The 25,263-nt window shown below is 40.5% G+C and carries 23 protein-coding genes; 17 read left to right on the top strand and 6 right to left on the bottom strand.

Annotation, left to right across the window (positions count from 1 at the left end):
- Nucleotides 1-6: 6 nt before the first annotated feature.
- The 4 genes from RMZ95_RS16535 to RMZ95_RS16520 all read left to right on the top strand — a co-directional run bounded on the left by RMZ95_RS16535 (nucleotide 7) and on the right by RMZ95_RS16520 (nucleotide 5,160).
- Complete coding sequence (locus RMZ95_RS16535; protein ID WP_322673613.1) at nucleotides 7-963, top strand: glycosyltransferase family 2 protein; 957 nt, start codon at nucleotides 7-9, stop codon at nucleotides 961-963.
- Between the two features lie 2 nt (nucleotides 964-965).
- Nucleotides 966-1,547: a hormogonium polysaccharide biosynthesis acetyltransferase HpsU gene (gene hpsU / locus RMZ95_RS16530; protein ID WP_322683543.1), complete on the top strand. Its 582-nt coding sequence runs from the start codon at nucleotides 966-968 to the stop codon at nucleotides 1,545-1,547.
- A 621-nt stretch (nucleotides 1,548-2,168) separates the two neighbouring features.
- Nucleotides 2,169-4,565, top strand: coding sequence for a response regulator (locus tag RMZ95_RS16525; RefSeq protein ID WP_322683542.1), 2,397 nt, complete (start codon nucleotides 2,169-2,171; stop codon nucleotides 4,563-4,565).
- Between the two features lie 118 nt (nucleotides 4,566-4,683).
- Complete coding sequence (locus RMZ95_RS16520) at nucleotides 4,684-5,160, top strand: hypothetical protein (RefSeq protein WP_322683541.1); 477 nt, start codon at nucleotides 4,684-4,686, stop codon at nucleotides 5,158-5,160.
- A 36-nt stretch (nucleotides 5,161-5,196) separates the two neighbouring features.
- Here RMZ95_RS16520 and RMZ95_RS16515 read toward each other — a convergent pair whose 3' ends face one another.
- The 4 genes from RMZ95_RS16515 to RMZ95_RS16500 form a co-directional block, all read right to left on the bottom strand.
- A complete protein-coding gene (locus tag RMZ95_RS16515) occupies nucleotides 5,197-5,595 on the bottom strand; it encodes a nuclear transport factor 2 family protein (protein ID WP_322673609.1) in 399 nt (132 codons plus the stop codon).
- A 340-nt stretch (nucleotides 5,596-5,935) separates the two neighbouring features.
- Nucleotides 5,936-6,235 (bottom strand): protealysin inhibitor emfourin, encoded by a 300-nt coding sequence (locus RMZ95_RS16510; RefSeq protein WP_322683540.1) that lies wholly within the window; start codon nucleotides 6,233-6,235, stop codon nucleotides 5,936-5,938.
- A 173-nt stretch (nucleotides 6,236-6,408) separates the two neighbouring features.
- A complete protein-coding gene (locus tag RMZ95_RS16505) occupies nucleotides 6,409-7,488 on the bottom strand; it encodes a M4 family metallopeptidase (protein WP_322683539.1) in 1,080 nt (359 codons plus the stop codon).
- A gap of 415 nt (nucleotides 7,489-7,903) precedes the next feature.
- Entirely contained in the window at nucleotides 7,904-8,620 is a 717-nt protein-coding gene (locus RMZ95_RS16500; RefSeq protein WP_322683538.1) for a class I SAM-dependent methyltransferase, read from the bottom strand.
- A gap of 583 nt (nucleotides 8,621-9,203) precedes the next feature.
- On the opposite strand from RMZ95_RS16500, the gene RMZ95_RS16495 reads away from it, so the two are divergent.
- Nucleotides 9,204-10,406 (top strand): HAMP domain-containing sensor histidine kinase, encoded by a 1,203-nt coding sequence (locus RMZ95_RS16495; RefSeq protein WP_322683537.1) that lies wholly within the window; start codon nucleotides 9,204-9,206, stop codon nucleotides 10,404-10,406.
- Nucleotides 10,407-10,485: 79 nt separating this feature from the next.
- Here the strand turns inward: RMZ95_RS16495 and RMZ95_RS16490 are convergent, their stop codons facing one another.
- On the bottom strand, nucleotides 10,486-12,756 hold the full coding sequence (locus RMZ95_RS16490; RefSeq protein ID WP_322683536.1) for a bifunctional (p)ppGpp synthetase/guanosine-3',5'-bis(diphosphate) 3'-pyrophosphohydrolase: 2,271 nt from the start codon (nucleotides 12,754-12,756) through the stop codon (nucleotides 10,486-10,488).
- A gap of 295 nt (nucleotides 12,757-13,051) precedes the next feature.
- Here RMZ95_RS16490 and patD point away from each other — a divergent pair, with 295 nt between their 5' ends.
- Nucleotides 13,052-13,405: a heterocyst frequency control protein PatD gene (gene patD, locus RMZ95_RS16485; RefSeq protein ID WP_322673602.1), complete on the top strand. Its 354-nt coding sequence runs from the start codon at nucleotides 13,052-13,054 to the stop codon at nucleotides 13,403-13,405.
- A 244-nt stretch (nucleotides 13,406-13,649) separates the two neighbouring features.
- On the opposite strand, the gene RMZ95_RS16480 is transcribed toward patD, so the two are convergent.
- Nucleotides 13,650-14,246 carry a TetR/AcrR family transcriptional regulator gene (locus tag RMZ95_RS16480; RefSeq protein WP_322683535.1) on the bottom strand — a complete coding sequence of 199 codons (597 nt, stop codon included), beginning with the start codon at nucleotides 14,244-14,246 and terminating at the stop codon, nucleotides 13,650-13,652.
- A gap of 276 nt (nucleotides 14,247-14,522) precedes the next feature.
- Between RMZ95_RS16480 and RMZ95_RS16475 the strand changes: the two genes are divergently transcribed.
- The 11 genes from RMZ95_RS16475 (at nucleotide 14,523) to pstA (ending at nucleotide 25,223) form a co-directional block, all read left to right on the top strand.
- Nucleotides 14,523-16,112, top strand: a complete 1,590-nt coding sequence (locus RMZ95_RS16475) for a DHA2 family efflux MFS transporter permease subunit (protein ID WP_322673600.1) — start codon at nucleotides 14,523-14,525, stop codon at nucleotides 16,110-16,112.
- 614 nt (nucleotides 16,113-16,726) lie between these two features.
- Entirely contained in the window at nucleotides 16,727-17,452 is a 726-nt protein-coding gene (cysH, locus tag RMZ95_RS16470) for a phosphoadenosine phosphosulfate reductase (protein WP_322683534.1), read from the top strand.
- A gap of 129 nt (nucleotides 17,453-17,581) precedes the next feature.
- On the top strand, nucleotides 17,582-18,835 hold the full coding sequence (locus RMZ95_RS16465; RefSeq protein WP_322683533.1) for an exonuclease SbcCD subunit D: 1,254 nt from the start codon (nucleotides 17,582-17,584) through the stop codon (nucleotides 18,833-18,835).
- Between the two features lie 151 nt (nucleotides 18,836-18,986).
- On the top strand, nucleotides 18,987-19,616 hold the full coding sequence (locus RMZ95_RS16460) for a restriction endonuclease subunit R (RefSeq protein WP_322683532.1): 630 nt from the start codon (nucleotides 18,987-18,989) through the stop codon (nucleotides 19,614-19,616).
- Between the two features lie 151 nt (nucleotides 19,617-19,767).
- Nucleotides 19,768-20,043, top strand: a complete 276-nt coding sequence (locus tag RMZ95_RS16455) for a hypothetical protein (protein ID WP_322683531.1) — start codon at nucleotides 19,768-19,770, stop codon at nucleotides 20,041-20,043.
- Between the two features lie 11 nt (nucleotides 20,044-20,054).
- Entirely contained in the window at nucleotides 20,055-20,507 is a 453-nt protein-coding gene (locus tag RMZ95_RS16450; RefSeq protein WP_322683530.1) for a type II toxin-antitoxin system VapC family toxin, read from the top strand.
- Nucleotides 20,508-20,574: 67 nt separating this feature from the next.
- A complete protein-coding gene (locus tag RMZ95_RS16445; protein WP_322673631.1) occupies nucleotides 20,575-20,790 on the top strand; it encodes a type II toxin-antitoxin system HicB family antitoxin in 216 nt (71 codons plus the stop codon).
- Nucleotides 20,791-21,078: 288 nt separating this feature from the next.
- A complete protein-coding gene (locus RMZ95_RS16440) occupies nucleotides 21,079-22,236 on the top strand; it encodes a sulfate ABC transporter substrate-binding protein (protein ID WP_322683529.1) in 1,158 nt (385 codons plus the stop codon).
- A gap of 88 nt (nucleotides 22,237-22,324) precedes the next feature.
- Nucleotides 22,325-23,326 carry a PstS family phosphate ABC transporter substrate-binding protein gene (locus RMZ95_RS16435; RefSeq protein ID WP_322683528.1) on the top strand — a complete coding sequence of 334 codons (1,002 nt, stop codon included), beginning with the start codon at nucleotides 22,325-22,327 and terminating at the stop codon, nucleotides 23,324-23,326.
- 49 nt (nucleotides 23,327-23,375) lie between these two features.
- Nucleotides 23,376-24,317, top strand: a complete 942-nt coding sequence (gene pstC / locus RMZ95_RS16430; protein WP_322683527.1) for a phosphate ABC transporter permease subunit PstC — start codon at nucleotides 23,376-23,378, stop codon at nucleotides 24,315-24,317.
- Between the two features lie 6 nt (nucleotides 24,318-24,323).
- The gene (gene pstA / locus RMZ95_RS16425; RefSeq protein WP_322673591.1) at nucleotides 24,324-25,223 is read left to right on the top strand and encodes a phosphate ABC transporter permease PstA; all 900 of its coding nucleotides are present in this window, start codon (nucleotides 24,324-24,326) and stop codon (nucleotides 25,221-25,223) included.
- Nucleotides 25,224-25,263: the final 40 nt, after the last annotated feature.

Here is a 25,263-nt window from a genome sequence, read left to right as displayed (position 1 = left end):
CTCAATATGTCATCTAAAATACCAGTTTCAGTACTAATTCCAGCAAAGAACGAACAAGCTAACTTGCCTGCTTGCCTTACTAGCCTCAGCAGAGCAGATGAAATATTTGTAGTAGATTCTCAAAGTACCGACAACAGCATTGAGATTGCTAAAAGTTACGGTGTAAATGTCGTACAATTCAACTTCAATGGACGCTGGCCTAAAAAGAAAAATTGGTCTTTAGATAATTTGCCTTTTCGTAATGAATGGGTGCTAATTGTAGATTGTGATGAGCGCATCACCCCCGAACTTTGGTCAGAAATTGAGCAAGCAATTCAAAATGATGAATATACAGGTTATTATCTCAACCGCCGCGTATTTTTCTTAGGAAAATGGATTCGTTATGGCGGGAAATATCCTGATTGGAATCTACGTTTATTTCAACATAAAAAAGGTCGCTACGAAAATTTAAATACAGAAGATATTCCTAATACTGGTGATAACGAAGTTCACGAACACGTGATTTTGCAAGGGAAAGTTGGGTATCTCAAAAATGATATGCTCCACGAAGACTTCCGCGACCTTTACCACTGGTTAGAACGGCACAACAGATATTCCAACTGGGAAGCCAGGGTTTATTTTAATATTCTTACAGGTAAAGATGATAGTGGTACTATCGGCGCTAATCTATTTGGCGATGCCGTACAACGCAAAAGATTTTTGAAAAAAGTTTGGGTACACCTACCATTTAAACCCGTTTTGCGGTTTGTTTTATTTTATATAATTCAACGCGGTTTTTTAGATGGCAAAGCAGGATATATCTATGCACGTTTACTCAGTCAATATGAATATCAAATTGGCGTGAAACTTTACGAATTACGCAACTGTGGTGGTCACTTAAATACTGCAACTATCCCAAAAGAGGGAGCAGAGGAGCAGGGGAGCAGAGAAGCAGAAGCAAAGCTATTGACCATTGATTCCTGATAATGACTAATGACCAACCTTTCGTAGATTTACGCAAATATGACCAATCTTGGTTTGACCGGGGGCGTCCAAGTTGGTATGTTTTATTATGGTGGTTTGTACAAGCGATCGCCTTTCCTCTAACTCCTCAACCGTTAAATATTGTACGTTGTGCTTTGTTACGATTATTTGGCGCTCGTATCGGCAAAGGTGTATTAATTCGACCTACAGCCCGATTTACCTACCCCTGGAAAGTTACCATTGGTAACTACAGTTGGATTGGAGATAACGTAGTTTTATATAGCCTCGATCAGATCGAAGTCGGCGAACATTGCGTAGTTTCCCAAAAAAGTTACCTGTGTACTGGTACTCACGATCTCCAAGATCCTGCCTTTGGGTTGAAAACAGCAAGTATCACCATTGAAAATGGTGCATGGGTAGCGGCAGATTGTTTTATTGGGCCAGGAGTGCAAATCGGGGCTAATGCTGTAATTGGCGCTCGGAGTAGTGTTTTTACTAATATGCCTTCTGGGCAGGTTTGTTGGGGAAGTCCCTGTCACCCCAAAACGGCTCGGCTAAAACTCGATCCCTCCACAACTCCATAGATTTTTTATAGATAAACATAGTAAGGGCGTGCAGCTAGCTGTGCGCCCTTAACTTTTCCATATATATATTTATTTGTTTTTGGAAAGAGAATAAAAGTGCGATCGCTATATAGCTTTTTCTAATAAGAATGAGGTATAGGACTCCTATTTTATTTTTGAACAAGACTCAGTACGGATCTATGCCTTCTTTCCTGTTCCCTGCTCACGCAAGTAAATTCAGGAATCAAACCGGATTCCTATATATACTTCATCACTTGGAAACCGCTATTTTGTGGAAATAGTTTACTTTTATTTAATTAAATCTTTTTAATTTAAGTCTAAAATTTGTGTGTATCTAAAAAATTGGCAGAAAGTATGGTATCTCAAATCAGCCAAGAGACATTTTAAATAGCAAAATTATTTTTGCTATTCCAACAAGTAGGCGATCGAGTGCCATCTGCCACACATCTTCATCAACTTGCTAAAGCAGGAGTTACACAAACAATAGCTGAAACCCTGATTTTTAGATAGGAGTAATTTATGAATTGCCCCTACCACCTGTAGTTTTACGTAAGTATTATAATTTTTTTTCAAGGAAAACAAATTATAGAAATTTTAAAATAAATTTAATAAGAGGCAAGTATGAATTTTAATAAAAAGGAAAAACCTGTTATTTTAATAGTCGATGATACTCCTGTTAATTTACAAGTATTATTTGACTTTTTAGATTATTACAGCTTTCAAGTTTTAGTATCTGAAGATGGACAAAGTGCCGTTTATATGGCAGAATATGCTTCACCTGACCTGATTTTACTGGATGTATTAATGCCAGGAATTGACGGTTTTGAGACTTGTAGACTTTTGAAAAAAAATACAGCTACTCAAGATATTCCCGTAATATTTATAACTGCCATGAGTGACAAGGTAGATAAAGTTAAAGGTTTGAATCTTGGGGCTGTAGATTACATTACCAAACCTTTAGAATCTCAAGAAGTTTTAGCTAGGATAAATACCCATTTACGTTTACGGAACCTCACAAAAAAACTTACAGAGCAAAATAACCGTTTAGAGAGCGAAATCTTGGAGCGTCAGCAGGTAGAGGAAAAACTACGATGTCATTCAGATGCATTAGATGAGTGGAACAATCGCTATCAAGCACTAATTCAAGCAAGTGGTCAGATTCTCTACGATTGGCACTTGCATACTAATGAGATTAAATATGATGGCAATGTAGAGCGAATATTAGGTTACTCTATGCCTGAGATGTTGGGAGGTTTGAACCGCTGGTTAGAATTGATTCATTCTGACGATCGCAGCTTTTTTAACAAAGAGATTAACCGGGTTTTATCCACAAAAGAGCGATTCCATCTTGAATTTCGTGTATGTCGTAAAGATGGCACTTATATCACAGTTGAGAACAATGGGTATATCTTTTTAGACTCTACAGGTAAAGTTGCTCGGATGGCAGGCTTTGTAATTGATATTACCGAACAGCAAGCTGCGCTACGCGATCGCAAAGATGCAGAACAGAAAATCCGCGAGCAAGCTGCTTTGCTTAACATCACCACAGACGCGATTATCGTTCAAAATTTGATTAACCAAATTCAATTTTGGAATCAAGGGGCTGAACATCTCTACGGCTGGATGGCAGAAGAAGTAGTGGGCAAGAATGCAAATCAGCTTTTTTATCAAAAGCAAAGTTTTTGGCAATTGAAAAACATCCAGGAAACTTTAGTTGAGAGTGGTGCGTGGCAAGGTGAGTTATATCAAGTCACAAAACAAGGCAAAGAAATCATCGTTGCTAGTCGCTGGACACTAGTAAATGATGATGAGGGGCAAGCCAAATCCATCCTGATTGTCAACTCCGACATCACAGAGAAAAAGCAACTTGAAGCCCAGTTTCTCCGGGCCCAGCGGATGGAGAGTCTTGGCACTCTAGCAAGTGGCATCGCTCATGACCTCAACAATGCACTGACACCGATGATGATGACAGTACAACTTTTAGAGGCAAAGCTGCCGGATGAAAATAGTCAGAAATGGCTGACAATTATGGAAACTAATATTAAACGTGCAGCAGATTTAGTTAAACAAGTGCTATGGTTTTCACGTGGCTCTGTAGGTAACTTTAAAACCTTACAGATACGGAATTCAATTTTAGAAATCGAAAACATTGTTAAGCAAACATTTTCCAGAGCTATTGAAATCCACATTGATGTTCCTGGGCAAAACCTGTGGGATGTCTTTGGTGATGCAACTCAGATACACCAAGTACTGATGAACCTCTGCATTAATGCTCGTGATGCTATGCCTCATGGCGGTATCCTAAAGATTTCTGCGAAGAATTTCTGGGTTGATAGCCATTATGCTCGGATGAATATTGATGCTAAAGCGGGTTCTTATGTGATGATTACCGTGCGCGATACAGGTATAGGAATTAAAAGAGAAATAGTAGATAGAATTTTTGAGCCATTTTTCACAACAAAAGAAGTGGGTAAAGGCACAGGGCTTGGTCTTTCAACAGTCCTTGGCATTATCAAAAGCCACAGCGGTTTTGTGAATGTAGTTAGTGAAGTGGGCAAAGGTACAGAGTTTCAAGTTTGCTTACCCGTAACGCAAACAATCGAAGCAGATAGTAAATTAGCTAGATATCAGGAATTACCAGCAGGGCATGGAGAATTAATTCTCGTTGTTGATGATGAAGATTCAATTCGAGAGGTTACTCAAACCTGGTTAGAACAAAATGCTTATAAAGTTTTAGTGGCTAGTGATGGTATTGATGCGATCGCACTATATACAAAACATCAACAAGAAATTAGTGTGGTGTTAGTTGATATGATGATGCCATCTATGGATGGGCCAACAACTATCAATGTATTGAAAAAAATTAATCCAGATATCAAAATTATTGGTGTTAGTGGATTAGCCTCCAATCATGAAATGATTAAAAACCTTGGTAATAGTGTTAAAACCCTTTTGTCCAAGCCCTACACCTCAAGCGACTTATTAATAAATTTACAGATGGTGATTAGCACAAAGTAGAGTTTGTCATTAGTCATTTGTCATTTGTCATTAGTGAATAACTAATTCCCAATGCCCAAGCAAAATGGTCAGTAGCAGTGGTAATATGTTTTTATGGCTGCTCTAATCCTTGCTATTGATGAACAAACTATTGGATGAAACGCTGTCAATCAAAATTGCTGAACAGATAAACAGCAGAGCTAGCACTCCGTTTGATAATGCTTATAAAGCAGCATTATCTACTGAGGGAGCAAAGTATATTCAGGGATTTTTAGCTTTTGCTGGAAAACCATATAGACCGATCGAACACAGTTGGATTGAGCTAGACGATACCTCTGATGTTCGGATTATCGATCCCACGTTACCTCACCTGAACAAAAATCCTCAAGAAATCTGGTATTTTGCAGCACATAGTCTGACTGTTAAAAAACTGAAAGCTATCATTGAAGAATCAAAAGAAGATTATCCAGAAGACGATCCATTGCCAATTTATGGCGATCCACCTTATGAATATTACGGTGATGTAATGTTGGGTGGTCAAGATTATCTGGCAGCATATCAAGCCGCAGAGGCTAAGTGCAGAGAAATTAACGAACTCAACCCTGAGAGTAACTAATAAAAATCAATTAAATAATTCATAATTCCGACTTATTTAATACGATTTACCATCGCTGCCAAAATATTCCCTATACCCACAAATTTTGTCTCCACGCACATCAAAAGAAACTGCTACCCGATTTCTGTAAGGCTGTCCGAATAAAAGCCCCTCGTCCCGAAACTCAAAGACAGCAGTCGTTTCATTACTAGTAACACGGTCTAGACCAATCAGCTTCAACCCAGGACTAAAGGATTCAGAAACGTACTCGAAAAATTCTCTAGCTCTTTCTTTTCCCACGTTTAAACCGTGGAATTTTGCCATTGGAAACCAAAGGGTGAAATCTTCTGTGAGCATATCTAACAATGCTTCCCACTCTCCTGTTGCCATACCATGCGTTAGACCCTCAAATGCCTGTTGAGCAACTTTTAAAGTATTTTCTGAATTTTGTGTCATTTTACCCTCGCCTGGATATAAACTAATACCGTGTTGCTTAAAATCTCACTACCACTGTGCCACAATTCTGAGTACTGAGGAGATATTCTACAGTGTTAGGTATAGATTTTATGCCTTGAAACTGTGTTGGTCCAAGAGCAACTTTGGGTTTATCCGTGTAGAAGAAGTTTAAGAAGCGATCGCGTGTCTCTGTATTATTTATAATAAAGTACAAGAAAGTTTTTTGCGTATTTTGGAGATAAAACCAACCACTACTAAATATCCTCGCATCGGCAAATTTGCAACACAGGTATCAAATACCCCTTTGCTTACACTCAAAAATTAAATTAATCAATTATTTTTACTTTTTCTGTGCTACCATCTGTAGCCATTCAATTAGGGGTCTTAAGGTTCCTGGCAATGCTGACTCACTGACAGTCACTGTATGTTGCTTGCCGTTATCTTCTACTGTTAATTTATATTGAAAGCGATCGCTCTGGGGATTTGGCGAAGTAATTAGTTCCGGTAGCCTAAATAAATCAGCAACTTCCACTAGTTGGGCAAGTGTGGCAGCTTCATGTGGCGGGAGAGTATCTGTATCAACGGTTGTCTTCTTGGTAATTCCAGCAAAGCCACCCGTGCGTTCAAGTGATACCCGCATTTTTTTGCTCTCCGTTGTGTTATTTAGTTGAAATACATACTAAGACTGGGAGATGATACTTCTCAACTCCCAGTTTAACAACAACAAACAACACATCTAAAAAGTTAGAAGTTAAGAGTTAGGAGTTAGAAGTTAAGAAAAAACTCCTAACTCCTAACTCCTCACTCCTAACTTTAAATAACTCCTACCTTTTGCCAAGCATTTCGCACAGCTTTTTGCTCATTACTGTCATTACCGTAGAGTTCGCCAGCAACTTGAATGGTGACGCTGGCAGCTTTTTTAAAATCTGCTTTGGCACGCAAGCGATCGCGTAAAGCTACATACCATATTTTGCCAGCTTTTTCCCAGGCATAGCCACCAATCTCAACAGCCGCTAGATAAAAGGCATAGTTAGGGATTCCTGAGTTGATATGTACCCCAGCATTATCTTCAGTACCAGTATATTTATCTTTCACATGGGCTGGTTGAGGATCTTTACCCATTACAGAGTCATCGTATGCTGTTCCAGGTGTTTTCATAGAGCGGAGGGCAACACCTTTGACAGTCGGTACTAAAAGACCTTCACCAATCAGCCAATCTGCCTCTTGTGCAGTCTGATTTTTAGTCTTTTGTTTCACCAAGGAACCAAAGACATCAGAAAATGACTCATTCAGTGCCCCAGGTTCGCCATAATACTGTAAACCTGCTTCGTACTGGGTTATACCGTGAGTTAACTCATGCCCAATCACATCAATTGATTTCGTGAAGCGTTGAAATAGTTCTCCATCGCCATCACCATAAACCATTTGGTCGCCGTTCCAAAAGGCATTGTCATATTTGACACCATAATGCACACTTGAGTCTAAACGTAGTCCTTTATCATCAATGGAATTGCGATCGAACATCTCATTAAACAAGTCATAAGTCGCACCAGCAGCATCATAGGCTTCATTCACTGCTGGATCGCTGCTGGGAGGATCGCCCTCAGCACGCACCAGCGTACCAGGAAGTTGCTGCCCATTTTTGGCATCGTAGATGGTACGGCGTTTCTCACCAGGAGAAGGCGCGAATGAGATATTACCTACGACGTTTCTCCGTCCCTGAAATTGTGCCGAAATATTTAATGTATGAAATGCCCAAGTACGTTGCTGGGGATTACCATTGACCACGACATTTTTTAGTATATGGGGTGGGATAATACAACAAATAGGGCATCTAGAGTATGGTGATTGCTCATGCTTGAAACCGACTGATTTCTTTTTATTTCGAGCCATCCAAGATATTCTCCTTTTGAAACTAAGTGATGGCAAACAGTGGCTTTAACTCCACTGGAGAAAGGAGCAGAAAAACGAATCCAAATCGCGTGTTCCTGGTTTCTTGTTTGAAGAAAATTTTCTACTCTGTATTTTTGGATAGGTCTGTAGAGGATTGATAGTATCCTCACGGCTACTTATGATGTGGAAATATTGTATAAAAACACCAAGCCAGCTTAATTAACGCAAGTTTCAGTCAAAACCCTTGTGTAAGTTAGCAAGACTTCCTTTACAGGCCTATTGAGTTTATATATTAGTTCTTATCAACAGAAATAATATTATTTATTGCTGTTTTGTTACTATCAAGTTGTTAATTCTATAAATGCCTATTGGAGACAGGGGAATCTCAAATCTAGGCATCCAAAACTTAAAATTTTCACAAACAGCCACCAAATACCGCTAGACCATAATATTTCCAAGGTACTGCAACTGTCTTAAATCCAGCTTTGCTCAACATTTGGAAATGAGCATCTAAGCTAGCTAACTGGTCTTGACTGGAGTAACCTTGAGTGCTGCTGGTGGCACGTTTAGCGTGAATCTCTGTCAAATTAATTCCCTGTTCAATTGCCCATTCCTCTCGTGCCGCTTTGTAAACTTCTGCTAAGGCTGGTGATTCTGGTAAGGTAGGATCTGCATTCCAAAAACAGCCGTCTTGAGTGAGGCTAGCAGCAATTCGCTCAAATAATTTCAACTTCATCTCATCTTGGAGATGGTGAATTGCCAAAGATGAGACACAAGCATCAAATTCGCTACCAATATCCAAGTTCTCTGGATTATTTGCCCAGTCGCCAAAATCTGCTTGTATACCAGTCCAGCGTTGTTGATATCCAGCTGCTGTGATTTTATCTTGAGCAAATTGCAACATTCTAGGTGAGTAATCTAGGGCAATTACTTGAGAATCTGGAAAGCGGTTGAGTATCTTGAGACTAAGTTCGCCTGTACCACTACCTAATTCTAAAATACGCCGACTTGTAGAAGTTAAACAACGGGTAATTACCTCTAACATCTCATCGTATCGCGGTAACAGTTGGCGAATACCAGTGTCAAAATCCGCAGTGTTGGCGAATACCTCTCCAGGAAATAACTGTTGCATAGGATTTGGAAAAAATAGACAAATTAATCAATATTAATCATCCATCATTACTGTGGTATATGCTACATCGATAAGAGAAACTTTTAGTATTAAAATATATGGACTAAAATATATTTTTTCAAAAACAACCTACAATCTTGCTGAGAAATTGCTAAAGTCGTTCAGAGTGAGGATGAGCAAAGTTAATTCTGAGCAGCCTGATATAACAGATAACGATATGCTTCCAGATGAAACAAATCGTTAATTAGCATTGAGATTCTATGTAATTGCCGATTAAATCGTGATTTTTCTAACATATAGGATGAATGTTTGGTCTTTCATATAGCTGCAAGCCTTACTATGATTGCCATCAAAAAACATTGCCGCGATTATTGCCGTTGTAATAATTTCCGCATTGCTCATTTCTGTGCGACAGTCTTTTTAGCGATCGCTCTTGCATTTATGATGAAATAAGCTGAAGTTATTAGTTCAATAAGAACCTGTCTTTTCACTAACCTCTATCTTCTGTCAGGTGCGAACTGACATAAAACGTACTAATCTACCTCTAGTGGGAGAGGCTTCGCTGTGTTTGGTTGAGCAAAAGATGGATTTTAGTCAGACTCTAATTGCAAAAAGTGATGCCATTCTCGATCGATGGGTAGAAGCAGTTTACCAGGATCAACAAATTGAAGCTACTAATGAACTTACTTTCAAAGCTGTACGGGATAGCTTACCCCGCGTTTTGAAAGCATTAGCAACAGTACTTTCTGAATCTGCAACCAGCGATTTGCAGACAGTAGTAGATGCAAGTTTGGAACACGGTACACTTCGTGCCGAACAGGGATTTGAACCAGAGGAAATTGCGCGAGAGTATCGTTTACTCCGGTTTGTGATTTTTTCCTTTTTAGAAGAAGATTTATTACAGGGATCTGCAAAAGAGGTGCTAAGGGCAGTTCGCCTGATTGATACAGTAATTGATGAAGCGATCGCGCGATGCTTTAATAGTTATACTCAAGGACGATTACAAGAGCTTAAACAACTCCAAAGTCAGTTGCGGTTGACTAACCAAGAGCTAACTCGTTTGGTTCGTGCTAGTAAAGAAAGTCTCTCTCATTTGGCTCATGAACTGAAGACGCCTCTTACTTCAATCATCGGTTATGCAGACTTATTTCTGCGCCAGCAGCGTCAACAATCAGAACTCAAAGACACCTATACAAATCTTGAAAGTATCGAGCGAGTTCTCAAAAGTGGTAGACTTATTGTCCGGTTAATTAACGATACTCTGGAAATTTCGCGTTACGATGCCGGACAGATGAAATTGCAGCCGACTCTAACCGATGTCCGTAGTTTAATCAACTCTATTTTAGAGATGATTGAGCCATTAGCGCGTGCGAAAGAATTATCCTTGGTTGTTGAATGCGATCGCGCCCCAAGTCAGGCGATCGCAGATCCTCTTCGGCTTCAGCAAATTCTGACAAATCTGCTCAGTAACGCAATTCGCTACACCGAATCTGGTTCAATTCATTTGGAGTGCTGGACGGTATCTCAACAGCAGTGGGCTATCTCTGTTACTGATAGTGGTATTGGTATTTCTTTGGATGCTCAAGCACAAATCTTCAATCCTTATTTTCGGGAAGTAACTGCTCCCCAAGTGCAAAGTTCTGATGGTACAGGATTAGGTTTAGCAATAGTCTCTCGATTGGTTCAGTTAATGGATGGTGAAATTAAAGTAGATTCACAGCTAGGAAAAGGATCTACATTTACTGTAATTTTGCCATTAGAAGCGCTCACCTATAACCACGGCTGACTATTTCAGCGAAATTTGAAAGTGAAATCGCAACTTAAACTGGTGCGTTACACTCCGTTAACGCACCTAACTGGCGCATCTACTCGTCAATTTGACCGACGCGGCGGATATTCAAAATGTCGCTCATTTTCTTAATTTGGACAAACACTTGCTCTAGCTGGGGGCGATCGCGTATATCTATTCCTAAGTCGATCAATGCAGGTTGACCAGTAGAGGTTTTTACCTGGGCATGACGGACATTGATCCCTTGATCGCTTAACCGTGACAAAATATCCTTTAGCACCCCTACGCGATCCAGAGCTTCAATTTGAACATCTACGGGGTACGTGTGCGGACGACCACTATTTTCGGCGGCTGGGTTCCACCTAACTGGTACTAAGCGCTCATACTCCACAGTCTCCAGATTATGGCAGCCTTGGCGATGAATTGAAATCCCCCTACCTCGCGTTACCACACCAATAATTGGTTCGCCAGGAATCGGGGTACAACACCCAGCTAAATAATATACCAAACCTTCCACCCCAAAAATTGGCGAATCAGTGGAACGTGAGGTAGTTGCAGGTGCATCTCGCAAAGCTTTTGATGTCGCTGGTTCTTTGGGGATAAATAGCGACACAGTGGCAACTGGTTGTTGTCCCTTGGCTACTTCTCGCCAGCGATTTAGTACTAGGTTCAAGGTAATCTCTCCGTAACCTAAACCGGCGAGTAAATCTTCTACGCTGTGGTAGTTACACTTTTCGGCGACAATCTGCATCGCATCCGACTTCAGCAAACTATCAAAACCAGTTTTACCCAGTTCCTTTTCTAACAATTCCCGTCCACGGGCAACATTTTCTTCCCGGCGCGATCGCTTGTACCATTGTTTTATCCGATATTTCGCTGCCGAAGTTCTGACAAAGTTCAACCAATCTAAACTCGGATGGCAGTTCTTTTGGGTGAGAACTTCTACAATATCGCCATTGTGCAACCGCGTTGACAGTGGCACCATTCGCCCATTCACCCGCGCTCCTGAACAGTGGTTTCCGACTTCTGTATGAATGCGATAAGCAAAATCTACAGTGGTAGCACCGGGACTTAAAGGAACAACATCTCCCTTAGGGGTGAAGACATAGACATCATCTTCAAATAGATTATCTTTGACGCTATCAAGATATTCTTGGGCATCCTTGAGATCGGTTTGCCATTCCAGCAGTTGCCGCAGCCAAGTAAATTTGTCATCTGTCGCTGTCAAATGGCTAATGCTAGAACCACCTGTTTCTTTATACTTCCAATGAGCGGCAATCCCATACTCGGCGATATGATGCATTTCGATTGTCCGAATTTGCACCTCTAAAGGACGGCCAGTTAATCCAATCACCCCAGTATGCAACGACTGGTAACGGTTAGGTTTTGGCAGTCCAATGTAGTCTTTAAATCTCCCAGGAATTGGGCGAAAAGCATCATGAACCACCGCCAACGCCCGATAGCATTCTTCATTGGTTTGAACAATTATTCGCAGCGCTGCCAAATCGTAAATTTCATGAAATTCCTTTTGCTGGCGGTGCATTTTTTGATAAATGCTATAAAGGTGCTTGGGACGACCGCTAATCTCCTGAAAGTGGATTCCGGCTTGCTGCAAACGCTCTTGCAACATATTCGTAGCTCTAACCAACTTCTCTTCTCGCGCCGTGCGTTTTTCAGAAACATGCTCTTGCATTTGGCGGTAAGCTTCCGGTTCCAAATACTTAAAAGCCAAATCTTCCAGTTCCCATTTAATCCGCCAAATCCCCAAGCGATTGGCTAAAGGTGCGAATATATCTCGCGTTTCCTGGGCACTGCGGCGGCGGCTGGCCTCTGACATATATTGTAAAGTTCGCATATTATGCAAACGATCTGCCAATTTCACCACAATTACCCGAATATCTTGCGCCATTGCCAAAAACATCCGTCGGAAGTTTTCGGCTTGGCTTTCGGTTTTGCTGGTGAAATTGATTTTAGAAAGCTTGGTGACACCTTCAACCAATTGCCGCACTTCTTGGCCAAAGCGTTCTTCTATTTCTTGACTTGTAACTTCTGTATCTTCAACGACATCATGGAGAAATCCAGCTGCTATCATAGCAGCACTGCCTCCCAAGTCACGCAGCAATTCAGCCACAGCAATGGGATGAGCAATGTATGGTTCTCCCGATTTGCGGTATTGACCTTCATGCAGTTGGTAAGCAAATTCAAATGCCCGACCAATTAAGACTGCATCATTATGTCTTCGGTCATCTTCTGCTGCGCCGCTAGTTGTCGATGACTCCTTCAAACATTTTTTTAACCATTCGGGAATGGCAAGGTCAACTGATGAATTTATCGCTATACTGCTCATACAATTTGGGTTTGAATGGATCGGTAGATAAGTGAATGATAAATAAAACTAGCAGCATCGCCCTGATAAAGATGCTGTTGCCCAAAGACGGGTTGGAAAAAGCAGTGTAAGGACGATTCTCCAATTGCCAGTGGTAGTCATCCAGTTTGAATTTCAAGAATCGTTAAAGAAAATCCATTGATGGCAAACAAAGCCCCAAATTACGATTTGAGGCTTTTAGTGCTGATAAGTGTTTAAGAAAGTTTATTGTAGAAGAAAAATTACTTGACATTAATACTATCTTAACTAGCACTGGATGTCTTTAAACCGTGAGAAATATCTGGCATTCGTAACTTTATTAGAGCAATTACGCTCCGATGCCACAACTACCCAAATCGCTGCGCCAGAACTGCGGCAGCGTGTAGCCACGTTGCAGCAATTTTTCGGGCAACAGATTGTGCCTTTGGCTGATGAAAACTGGCGAGTGCAGTCTTATCAAACGGAGATGAGCAAGCAATTGCGCCTGTTGGAAATAGATGTGATGTTTTTGCAAGGAGCGCGGCAAGCATCTACTGTACAAACGAGACTTCAAACGATTAGCGATCGCTTGACAACCCTCATTCAATACTGTGATGCTATTCTGCAACCAGAAGCGGAAGGAGAAAAATAACAATTGTTCACCTTTTTCTCTAATTTCTCCATCATCTCATTTATGACCGATGATGAAAAGTTATTTTGCTAACAAGTTGAATTGGGAATTGGGAATTGGGCATTGGGCATTGGGAATTGGTTATTCTCGTTGTCCCTCTAAAGTTCTGATTTAAGGAAGCTTTATCTTAGTCTTGTCCCCATGCTCCATGCCCAATGCCCCATGCCCCATGCCCCACCATGCCCCATGCCCCATGCCCAATGCCCTATACCCCATTCCCAATACCTTTGAGGAGAAGATTCATGGTGCGGCGCATGTATGCTTCTACTGGCTCGGTTGTGGGTTTGAAAATCAGTGCATAATATAGTGAACCGCTTACAAGGTCGATAATTAAGTCTACGTCTGCGTCCTTGTGAATTTCGCCTCTGGACTTGGCACGTTTAAGTATTTTAGAAAAAGCTTCACGTCTGAGTTTTGTATATTTTGTCCAGTAAACCTCGGCAAACTGAGGATTGCTAGACGCTGTACTAATAATCAGTGCAAGTGTCTGACGACCAAGGGGACTATCTATTTTTTTGGCGGCATTCTTAATCAGGATATCCATGTCTCCCCAAAAGCTGCCGGTATCGGGGATCGCTAAATCATCTCTGAGACTTTCGATCGCGTCTGCAACTAGTTCTTCTTTGGAAGTATAACGCCGATAGATGGTTGTTTTACCAACTCCAGCACGAGAAGCGATCGCTTCTATACTCATGCTTTCATATCCTACCTCTGCAAGCAGATCCAAAGTTGCTTGCAGAATCGCTTGGTCGGCGTGGATGCTGCGTGGGCGTCCAGAGGTGCTGTTGATTTGCTTACTCATAAAAATATCATCCCCAAGCAATATCTTTTTGGTCATTTACTCCACTGTTGGGCATAGAACATCGCTTCTGGGAAACAAATAAGCTTTATAACCCAATTCTCACGCACTAAAACAGCAGCAATGACCATCCATCTTTAGCATAGGTATTTCTGCCACTTTTCAGAAAAAACTCTCTTGACCGTTTTTATATGATACGCTACCGTAGCGTATATATACAATACTTAATTTTAGCTTTGGCATTGCTTGACATCTCCCAAATATTATTTGTGCTAAATAATGGCTATCAACATTAAAGGTTCTAGTTTTGACCAATTTGGTTATGTCCACGGGCCATTGAAGTGGGCGATCGCATTTACGGCTTCTCTTGGTGCAATATTAGAAGTAATTGATACTAGTATTGTTAACGTCGCTCTCACTGATATCCAAGCTACCTTGGGTGCAACTGTCAGTGAAGTGGGTTGGGTAGTTAGCGGATATGCGATCGCTAACGTCGTCTTAATTCCCTTATCTGCATGGTTGGGAGATTACTTTGGGCGTAAAACCTACTTTATCTTCTCGCTAGTTGGTTTTACGATTTCCTCTATTTTATGTGGGCTGTCCTTCAATCTACCGATGTTGATTGCGGCTCGAATTCTCCAAGGTTTATGCGGTGGCGGATTGCTAGCGAAAGCCCAAGCGATTTTGTTCGAGACTTTTCCCCCAGCTGAACAAGGTTTGGCCCAAGCAGTTTTTGGCGTGGGTGTAATTGCTGGGCCAGCAATTGGCCCAACCTTAGGAGGATTTTTAGTAGATGGTTTAGGCTGGCGCTGGATTTTCTTTGTCAACATTCCCTTTGGGATCGTTGCAGTCCTGATGTCTTTGGCGTTTTTGCCAAAAAATAAAGATAAGAGCGATACAAAGAACCAAGCTGTTGATTGGTGGGGAATTGGCTTTTTAATTGTGGCCGTGGGTAGCATACAAACTGTATTAGAAGAAGGGGAAACAGACGATTGGTTTTCCTCTAGTTTCATCGTTTCTCTGACTATCCTCGGTATTATCGGCTTGGGGTTGTTTATTTGGCGAGAACTGAAAACAGATCACCCGGCTGTGGATTTGAGAGTTTTGCGTCACCGTTCTTTAGCTGCGGGAAGCGTTCTTTCAGCAGTGGTGGGTATGGGGCTTTATGGCGCACTGTTTGCTGTGCCGATATTTGCTCAGAGCGTGCTGCAATTTACGGCTACACAAACAGGACTATTATTAGCACCTGGGGCTTTAGCGTCTGCGATCGGGATGGTTTTATTAGGCAAGCTGACTAGTATAGTTGATGCCCGATTTTTAATTGCGATCGGCGCTGTCGGCTCATCTGGAGTCATGTTTCAATTAGCAGCAATTACTCCACAAAGCGGCACAGACGATTTATTTTGGCCATTGGTATGGCGCGGAGCTTTTACTGTATTTATGTTTCTCCCTTTGAGTTTGGCAGTTTTAGGCCCGCTACCTAAACAAGATGTTTCTGCTGGTTCTGGTTTCTACAACCTTACCCGACAACTAGGTGGCAGTATCGGCATTGCCCTACTTACTACTCTGCTTGACCGACGACAGGTTTTTCATCGAGCTATGCTGTTAGCAAAACTTAGCCCTTATGACCCAGAAACCAGTCAGCGTCTCGACTTGCTCAACGGGGCACTCCAAGGTCAAGGTATGGATGCGGCAACAGCACAACAACAAGCACTAGCTTTATTGAGTCAAACAGTAGATATTCAAGCTGCGGTTTTATCTTACGCAGATTGCTTTCGAGTCGTAGGGATAGGGTTTCTTTGCTCATTACCTCTGTTGCTATTTTTGGGTAAAGGCGGTGCAGGAGTGAAAGCGCCAGTCGGGCACTAAGGTAAAGGAAATAAGGAAATAGCGATCGCATCCCTATTCTAAATTTTCTGAGTGCAAAACTACGTAATAACACGGCTTTTGGATTATTTTCTGCCGAAAGTGATAGCAGAAAATTAATACACACCGATCGATCTGGATGAAAAAAGTAAAAGTCCCACTCAGTTTTGAGCGGGACTATATGAAGTCTTATTTCTAAAATGAGAAATCTTAAATCTTAGAAAAAGTTCATGATTGTAATAACCCCAACGCTGGTTAACATCATTAAAGCGCCCATAATTATAGACTGACCTAATGGATTGCTGAATTTTGCGTTGTTCATTTAAGTAAAATCCCTTTTATTAATAGTTCCTTAACCATATCAAAATCAGTATAAATATCTATAAAACTAATGCAAAACTTAAATTACCGTAAATTTTCTTAATAATAACTATTGTAGACACTTTTGTATAATTTATATCAAGTATTTAGCGTAATTATTTTCTTGTCCTATTCTCCATTTTCAAAATGTAGTAATTTCCGCCCAAAATAATTACCTTATCTCCGAGCGGAATACGCGTCTTGATGCAGTAAGATCGATATTAATCAAGGTAGAAATATTTGAATAGAAGATTATCATGACAGTCTCCACGGCATCTAGAAACCAAGCGATCGCTTTTGACTTAGACAAATTAAATGAACAATTTGAAACTGCCACACCCAAAGACATACTGGCATGGTCTATAGAGAATATCCCAACGGGGCTGGTGCAAACAAGCGCCTTTAACGTGGATGACATGATAATTACCCATATTCTTTACAGCGAACTGAAGCATCCCGTTCCTGTAATCTTTCTCGACACTTTGCACCACTTCCCTGAAAGCCTAGAATTAGTTGCCAAAGCCAAACAAATCTATAATCTGGATTTGCAAACTTTCAAAACTCCAGACGTAGACACCCGCGAAGCCTTTGAAGCCAAATACGGCGACAAACTTTGGGACACGGATATTGCCCAATTCCACAATATTACAAAAATCGAACCATTATTACGGGGTTTAGACGAACTCAACAGCGTTGCTTGGATTACCGGACGCCGCCGTGACCAAGCAGTAACCCGTGCAAATATGCCCATATTTGAATTTGATAATAAAGGTCGGCTGAAAGTAAATCCCATAGCTACTTGGACACGCCAAGACAGCTGGGTTTACGTAGCTGAACATGGAGTCATCTACAACCCCCTCCACGACCAAGGTTATCCCAGCATCGGCGACCAACCCATCACCACCAAAGTAGGCGAAGGCGAAGACGAACGCGCCGGACGCTGGCGGGGAAGTGATAAAACAGAATGTGGAATTCATATTTAGTCATTGGTCATTTGTCATTAGTCATTAGTCATTGGTCAAAAATGACAAAGGACAAACGGTTAAGGACTCATTTAGTCATTTGTAATTAGTATTAGACAAAGGACAAATGACTAAGAACAAAGGACAAATATGATTAAAATCCTCCATCTCTCCGATATCCACATGGGAAGCGGCTTTTCCCACGGACGAATTAATCCAGAAACGGGATTAAATACACGGTTGGAGGATTTTGTCAATACTCTATCTATATGTATTGACCGAGCGCTGAGAGATGCTGTTGATATGGTGATATTTGGTGGCGATGCTTTCCCAGATGCGACACCACCGCCTTATGTACAACAAGCGTTTGCTAGCCAGTTTCGCCGTCTGATGGATGCCAATATTCCAACAGTGCTGTTGGTAGGCAACCACGACCAACATTCCCAAGGACAGGGAGGAGCGAGTTTAAATATTTACCGCACTTTGGGAGTGCCAGGGTTTGTTGTTGGTGATACATTAACTACGCACTGTATCGAAACCTGTAATGGCAAAGTGCAAGTAATCACCCTGCCTTGGCTGACTCGTTCGACTTTGATGACTCGCCAAGAGACTGAAGGTTTATCTTTGGCGGAAGTCAACCAACTATTAACGGAACGTCTGCGAGTTGTTTTAGAAGGGGAAGTTCGCCGTCTTGACCCAGATGTACCTACTATCCTTTTGGCTCACTTGATGGCTGACAATGCTAGCTTGGGTGCAGAAAGATTTTTGGCGGTGGGTAAAGGCTTTACTCTGCCCTTATCTTTGCTGACGCGACCTTGTTTTGATTATGTAGCATTGGGACACGTCCACCGCCACCAAAATCTGAATAAATCTAACAACCCGCCGGTGATTTATCCAGGGAGTATTGAGCGGGTAGATTTTAGTGAAGAAAAAGAAGACAAAGGCTATGTGATGATAGAACTAGAGCGGGGAAGCGCTGAGTGGGAATTTTGTCCTTTGACAGTTCGGACTTTCCGCACCATTGAGGTAGATGTCTCAAAAGCAGACGATCCGCAAGCGGTGTTAATGAAAGCGATCGCCAAGTATGATATTCAAGATGCTGTAGTGCGGCTAATTTACAAACTCCGCTCCGAACAGATGGATTTAATTGACAGTTCCTCTCTACATACTGCTTTAAGTCCCGCTCATACCTACACCATTCAAGCAGAATTAGTGAGTCAATTAGCCAGACCCCGAATTCCTGAATTGAGTGCAAGTAGTAGCATCGACCCAATGGAAGCTTTAAAAACTTACTTGAATAACCGCGAAGACCTTAAAGATATCGCAACTTCAATGATGGATGCAGCACAAAAGTTGCTAGCAGATGATGTGGAAGTTTGGCTGGAAGCAGCAACTAATGAGTAGGTGAAAATAATTTGTAATTAACAATTAATTATTATGGAATAACGTAGACGCTTCGGCTTGCCGCAGGCTACCGCAGAAGCGTAAAGGGCACGGAGAAATCAGAGTTTTACAGGTATTTTGTGTAAGCCCTATTTTCCACTCTCCAAAATATATGACGCAAACAATCCCAGCAAAAGTCATCGACTTACGCTATTTAATTGACAACTTTGGTATTGAGTTAGTTTTGGATGGCTTATTCTTCCGTGAATGGCAAGAAGATTTACCAGAAATCAATGATTTAGATAAACAACTTTTAGATAAGGTAAAAACGGGTTATTTTAATCTTCTTAATTACCCACCTTTCCTGGAAGATGTAGTTAGAATGGCAGTTGTAGACCCATTGCTTTTTATTGGGGATTTTTATCTAGCTCCGTATTATGTAAAATCAGAAGAATCTATAGATATTGCTGTGCCAGATGAAGATGTAATTATCAAAGGTAGAATAGATACCTTAGTTTTAAAAGAGCAATTTTGGCTAATAATTATTGAGTCTAAAAGAGCTTCGTTTTCAGTCGAACAAGGACTCGCACAAATTCTGGCTTATCTGTTAGGAAATCGGGATAACGAGCAACCTAGTTTTGGTATGATTGCTACGGGAAGCGAGTTTATTTTCGTTAAATTAGTGAAAGGAAATCCACCACGTTATGCTTTATCAAAGGGTTTTTTGATGCGTAACCCTGGAAATGAATTGTACGACGTGCTACGTATATTGAAACGCCTGACTCAGTTGGTGGGTGCTTAAACCCGATCGCCCGATCGTATATTCTCACAACAAGGGCGATGTCTGGCGACCAATAGCTACGCGTCTACGCTACATCAGTTAATCAGTTAAGATTAAGTAATGAGAAAATATCTAAGATTTGAATAGTAAAGATTACAGGAGTAAGCATATAATGCAAATTAGAGGAATCAAACGCGGCCAAACTATTGAATTATTAGAGCAAATTCACAGTATTCCTGATGGGGCAGAAATAATCGTTAATCTAGAACTACCTGCTACTGAACCTGTACTAGCAAAACTAGACTTAACAGATGAACAGAAACTAGCAAAATTGAATCAATTATTTGGAGTTTGGCAAGACCAAACAGAGTTGATAGATATCTTTGCTGAAATTAACCAGCAGCGTCATACTTACCAAGGAAGGGTAATAAATTCAATAGATAAATAGAATAAAGACTAATGTATCTCTTAGATACTAACATTTGTATTGCACTGCTTAACGGTAATTCCAAAGTAGTACCTGTATTCAATCGCTATTTCAGCCAATGCTATCTATCTACAATAGTAGTTTCAGAACTTTACAAAGGTGTTTACTGTTCTAAACAAGTTGAAAAAAATTTAGAAACACTAGCACAACTAACTGAACTATTACCTATTGAGCCATTTGATATAGATGCTGCCAGACAATTTGGTAAAATCCAAAGTGAATTGAGGCAAATTGGTAGACCAACAGGAGAAGTAGATGCACTAATTGCTGCTGTTGTCCGTTCTCGTAATGATATTTTGGTTACAAACAATATCAAAGATTTTGAAAATATACCTAATTTGCAATTAGAGAACTGGTTAGAGTTGCAAAAAAGCTGTATGAGTATTTTTACAAGTGAGCGATCGCCCGATCGTATATTCTCATAACAGGGGCGATCGCTCTTTCAATAATGAGAGAATAATTAATATAGTATAAATTCAGAAAAGAAGAGTGATGAAGCGAGAGTTTAATGTAATTCTCGAACGAGATGCTGATGGCTACTTTGTTGCTTCCGTCCCTAATCTTCCTGGTTGTCATACGCAAGCCCAAACTTTAGATGAGTTAATGGAGCGGATTAGAGAAGCGATTGAACTTTGTTTAGAATTTGAGGAAGAACAGCAGGATTCAGTGGACTTTGTTGGTATTCAACGAGTCGCAGTTGAGATATGAGTCAATTCCCAAGTGTCAAAATAAAATCGAGCCTTCATTATTGTTTTGTATTAATAATTACATATTTATAGCAAATATTATGTATGCAATCAGATTGTTTTGCTATCCAGCAAAAAAACTGTCTTCTAAAATGCCTTGGTAAATCAGATTTATTTACTAGTTTTGATCGTTAATTGCTCATTGAGTAAAAAAAAATTAATCCAGATGATAAATATTATTCTATATACCCTATAATTCTCATAATCACGGTATCCGTGTAGAAATACCGTAGATTTAGGGGTGATTCTAATGAGCAAGTCGCAGCAATCGACACAATTAAGTAAAATTCTAAGTCAAGGGATGCAGGCTTATGTCATCAAAGCTTTGCAGAGTATACAACTCCGGTATCAACACGCAATTAAAAGTTGGTTGAATGGACGCAGTGTACAAAGCTTTGTGAGTCTGTTTTTAACAAGTATTTTTTTGAGTATAGCAGTTGCCTCTTGTTCTGGAAGCAGTTCAGCTAGCAAAAATGATGTTAAGCTAAAACTTGTATCTTTCTCTGTCACCAAAGCCGCTCATGACCAGATAATTCCCAAGTTTATCGAAAAGTGGAAGCAAGAACACAACCAAAACGTTACCTTTGAGCAAAGTTATGGAGGTTCTGGCGCTCAAGCGGCTGCTGTCATTAACGGTTCGCAAGAAGCAGATATAGTACACTTAGCACTTCCTCTCGATGTCAGCAAAATTCAACAAGCAGGTTTGATTAAATCAGGTTGGGAAACCGAAGCTCCGAGAAATGGTATTGTTAGTAAATCGGTTGCTGCGATCGTCACCCGTGAAGGCAATCCTAAAGGTATTAATACTTGGGCAGACTTAGCAAAAGATGGCGTGAAAGTGATTGCCGCCAACCCAAAAACTTCTGGTATTGCTATCTGGGAATTCTTGGCTTTCTGGGGTTCGGTGAGTCTAACAGGTGGTGATGAAGCCACAGCGCTAGATTATGTCACCAAAGTTTATAAGAATATCCCGACTCTAACGAAAGATGCCCGTGAGGCTAGCAATTTATTCTTCCAAAAAGGTGAGGGAGATGTTTTAATTAACTACGAAAATGAGGTAATTTTGGCAGGACAAAATGGGACGAAGTTGCCTTATGTTGTACCTCAAGTCAATATTTCTATTGATAATCCTGTGGCGGTAGTTGATAAAAACGTCGATAAACACAGTACAAGAGAAGTTGCACAAGCATTTGTTGATTTTCTTTACTCTACAGAAGCTCAACGGGAATTTGCTAAATTACAATATCGTCCTGTTAATCCCACCGTTAGTCAAGAAGTAGCATCACAACATCCACCAATTAAAACTTTATTCACATCTCAAGATTTAGGTGGCTGGGATATTATTCAGAAAAAGTTTTTTGGAGATGGAGCAATTTTTGACAAAGTGCAAGCTGCAAACAAAGCATGATATGTATTTTTTAATGCAGCATTTTTTATTTGCAGATAGCCAAGCATAAGCAGCAATTTACAGTCATTTTACTGAAATTAATAATTTTATGAGCTTTCGTAGCCGATTTAAGGATAGCTTTTTCCTAACATCTTTAATGCTTATTGCCAGCAGTATCAGTGCTTGTAACGGCGGGCAAGAATTGAAAAGTCAAGTGAGTATTGATGGTGCAGCTGTAGGCTTTCCTATTTCTTTAGCAGTTGCAGAAGAATACAGTAAAGTTAAGCCTGAGGCTCAAGTTAGCGTTGCCTCAAGTGGCACTGGTGGTGGTTTCAGTAAATTTTGTAATGGCGATATTGATATAGCTGGTGCTTCTCGCACCATTAGAGATGAAGAAATAAAAAAATGTAAAAGTAAAAATATTAACTTTGTCGAGTTGCCAGTAGCTTTAGATGGCATCGCCGTGATTGCCAACCGTAAAAATAACTTTGCCAAATGTCTAACTATTAAGGAACTGGGTAAGATTTGGGGCGGCAAATCAGACGGCAAAATATTGGCATGGAATCAAGTTAATCCCAAGTTTCCTAACGAAAAGCTGAAGCTATATGCTCCATCTTCTGATACGGGAACATTCGATTATATGACTCAAGCTGTGACTGGCAAAGCCAAGAATGGCCGTACAGACTACACTGCCACTCAAAATCAAAACCTTCTCGTACAAGGAGTGTCAGGTGATGTAACAGCCCTGGGTTATGTTGGGATATCTTACTACATTCAAAATCAAGAAAAACTGAATCTAGTTGCTGTAGAAAGTCTTGCTGGAAAGTGTGAAAAACCAGTTCCGGTGGATAATGTAATTAAAAACATCTATACACCTTTGTCTCGTCCTCTCTTCATCTATGTCAGCAAAAAATCTTTAGATACTAAGCCAGCAGTCAAAGAATTTGTAGATTTTTATCTAGAAAATTCTTGGAAGTGGGTAGATAGTGTAGGTTATGTAGCATTACCTGATGAAGCTTACCTCAAAGTCAAACAAAAATTTGCTACTGGTGAAACTGGGACAAAGTTTAAAAAAGCAAAACCAGGTGAACCGATTACAAACTTTATTTAATTTAAGTCTCAGGCATAGTAGTTTAATTTTAGTGAGAAGCTAATTGTTTATGCAAAATACTAATTCTCAAGATGGTCTTTATCTACAATCCAGACAGTCTCTGGATAAAAATCCATCTGAAGATATATCTGAAAAGATTGTGGCGGTAATTTTATTTGCTTGTGCTTTAGTTTCGGTTTTGACTACTTTTGGTATTGTCGTAATTATTTTTCAGGAGACATTCAGTTTTTTCCAAGAAGTTTCCTTTGCAAAATTCTTTCTTGATACTAAATGGACACCTCTATTTGCAGAGAAACATTTTGGCATTTGGCCCTTAATTAATGGCACTTTTTTAACTACAGCTATTGCAATGGCGGTTGCTATTCCTCTAGGTTTGTCTTCTGCGATTTATTTAAGTGAGTATGCTCAACCTAAAGTAGCAGCTATTTTACGTCCGGCAGTGGAACTTTTGGCAGGAGTACCTACAGTAGTATATGGTTACTTTGCCCTGTTGTTCCTAACACCATTACTGCGAAATGTTATCCCTCTGGAAATATTCAACGCTTTGAGTGCGGGATTGATGATGGGGATAATGATTACTCCTACCGTTGGTTCCATCAGCTTAGATGCTATCCGAGCAGTTCCGCGTTCTTTGCGAGAAGGATCTTATGCTTTAGGTATTACTAAACTGGAAACCATTTTTAAAGTAGTTCTACCAGCCGCACTTTCTGGAATCATCGCCTCGATTATTTTGGGTATTTCTCGAGCTGTGGGTGAAACAATGACTGTCCTCATCGCCGCCGGACAGCAACCAAGACTAACTATCAACTTTGCAGAATCAGTAGAAACAATGACAGCCTACATGGCACAAATTTCTGGTGGAGATAGTCCGCGCGGTAGCCTCAATTTCAAAACATTATATGCTGTAGGCGCTGTTTTATTTCTACTTACCCTTGCTTTGAATATTGTGAGTTTCTGGATTGCTAATCGCTTTAAAGAAAAATACGACTAAATAGATATGGCTACAAGTTATCAACAAGATGATTCTCTCGATTCTGCGGCAGAATTTACCGATAATGTTGAAAGTAGAGAGACATTAGGGAAAGTATTTGAAGTACTTTTTTTGTTAGGATTGCTGATTGGTTTATTTGTCCTAGCGTTGCTACTTTTTGATATTTTGAAAGACGGATTAGGCAGATTTTTATCACCCGGCTTTCTCACGGAAACTCCTTCTCGTTTTCCTGACCAAGGTGGCATCCGCCCTGCAATTATCAGCAGTATTCTTTTAGGGTTGGTTGTGATTTTAGTTACTGTCCCCATTGGTGTTGGAGCAGCTCTATATCTAGAAGAGTATGCACCTAAAGCTTGGTGGACAGCGATTATTGAGATTAATATCAGTAATCTGGCGGGTGTACCTTCTATCGTTTATGGATTGCTAGGTTTAGGGGTTTTCAATTATTTGCTTGGGTTTGGCCCCGCTTTGATTTCCGGTGCATTGACTTTATCTTTGTTGTCTTTACCAGTAATTATTGTGACAGCTAGAGAAGCAATTCGCGCTGTTCCAGATTCTCTGAGAAATGCTTCTTACGGATTAGGTGTCACAAAATGGCGAACTATTAGCAATCATGTCATACCTTATGCTGTTCCCGGTATTCTGACGGGGGTGATTATCTCTGTATCGCGCGCTATAGGTGATGCAGCTTCTCTGATTGTTGTCGGTGCTGTGGGTTTTCTCACCTTTAACCCTGGTTTGTTTCAGAGATTTATGGCATTACCCATTCAAATTTACAGTTATATAACTCGTCCCGAACCGGGTTTTGCTAGTGCAGCAGCAGCCACAATTATTGCGTTGTTAATTTTGATTTTAGCTTTAAATGGTGTTGCAATTTATATTCGACAACGCTTCTCAATAAATTAGGTAATTAAATATCTAATTTGGATAGATTCATAGATATTGG

This window comes from Nostoc sp. DedQUE07, assembly GCF_034530975.2.
Classification (GTDB): Bacteria; Cyanobacteriota; Cyanobacteriia; order Cyanobacteriales; family Nostocaceae; genus Nostoc.
This window is presented reverse-complemented; position numbering and strand designations above follow the sequence as displayed.